Source organism: Caldibacillus sp. 210928-DFI.2.18 (genome assembly GCF_020554505.1).
GTDB lineage: Bacteria > Bacillota > Bacilli > Bacillales > Caldibacillaceae > Caldifermentibacillus > Caldifermentibacillus hisashii.
On the sequence record NZ_JAJCHL010000217.1, the window covers coordinates 1 to 573 of the forward strand.

Consider the following 573-nt stretch of genomic DNA (forward strand, 5'->3'; position numbering starts at 1 on the left):
TTAATTGTCTGACTGCCTACTGCTTCAGGAGATACAGCATTTTGGCAAAGGCTCTAAAAATAAACAGATTCTACAGCATCGAGGAGTGGAACTATGGAAATTATAATAAGTCAAAACGCACTTGAATGGTTTAAGGAGTCAATGGGCTTAAAAAAAGGTGATAAAGTTAAGTTTTTTAGTAAAATTTATGGGTCGAGTCCGGTACAAAAAAACTTTGCCCTTGGTTTTACCCAGGATAATGATCCAGTTGATATGGCTGTTTACACCGAAAAGGATGGTATCGATTTTTATGTAGAAACTTCCGATGTTTGGTTTTTTGATGGACATGATCTCCATGTAGATTATGATCCGAACGATGATGAGCTTACATTTGATTATGTAAAGCCGGAATAAGATAATCATTTTGTTCAGCCCCGAAAAAGGGCATTTTTCTATAGCACACGCCTAAAGCACAATTATTTTGAGTCGTGTTAAATGTAGGGAAAAGAAAAGGCAGATCGAGTAAGTAAAGCGATCTAGTTACGAAAACTGCATTATGAAAGCCCATGACTTTAGTCATTGGGATGAAATAAT

1 protein-coding gene is annotated in these 573 nt (G+C 36.3%); it reads left to right on the forward strand.

Going from position 1 to position 573, the window contains the following annotated elements:
• The first annotated feature begins 93 nt into the window (after window positions 1-93).
• Entirely contained in the window at window positions 94-393 is a 300-nt protein-coding gene (locus LIZ98_RS17635) for a HesB/YadR/YfhF family protein (protein WP_227140432.1), read from the forward strand.
• Window positions 394-573 lie beyond the last annotated feature (180 nt).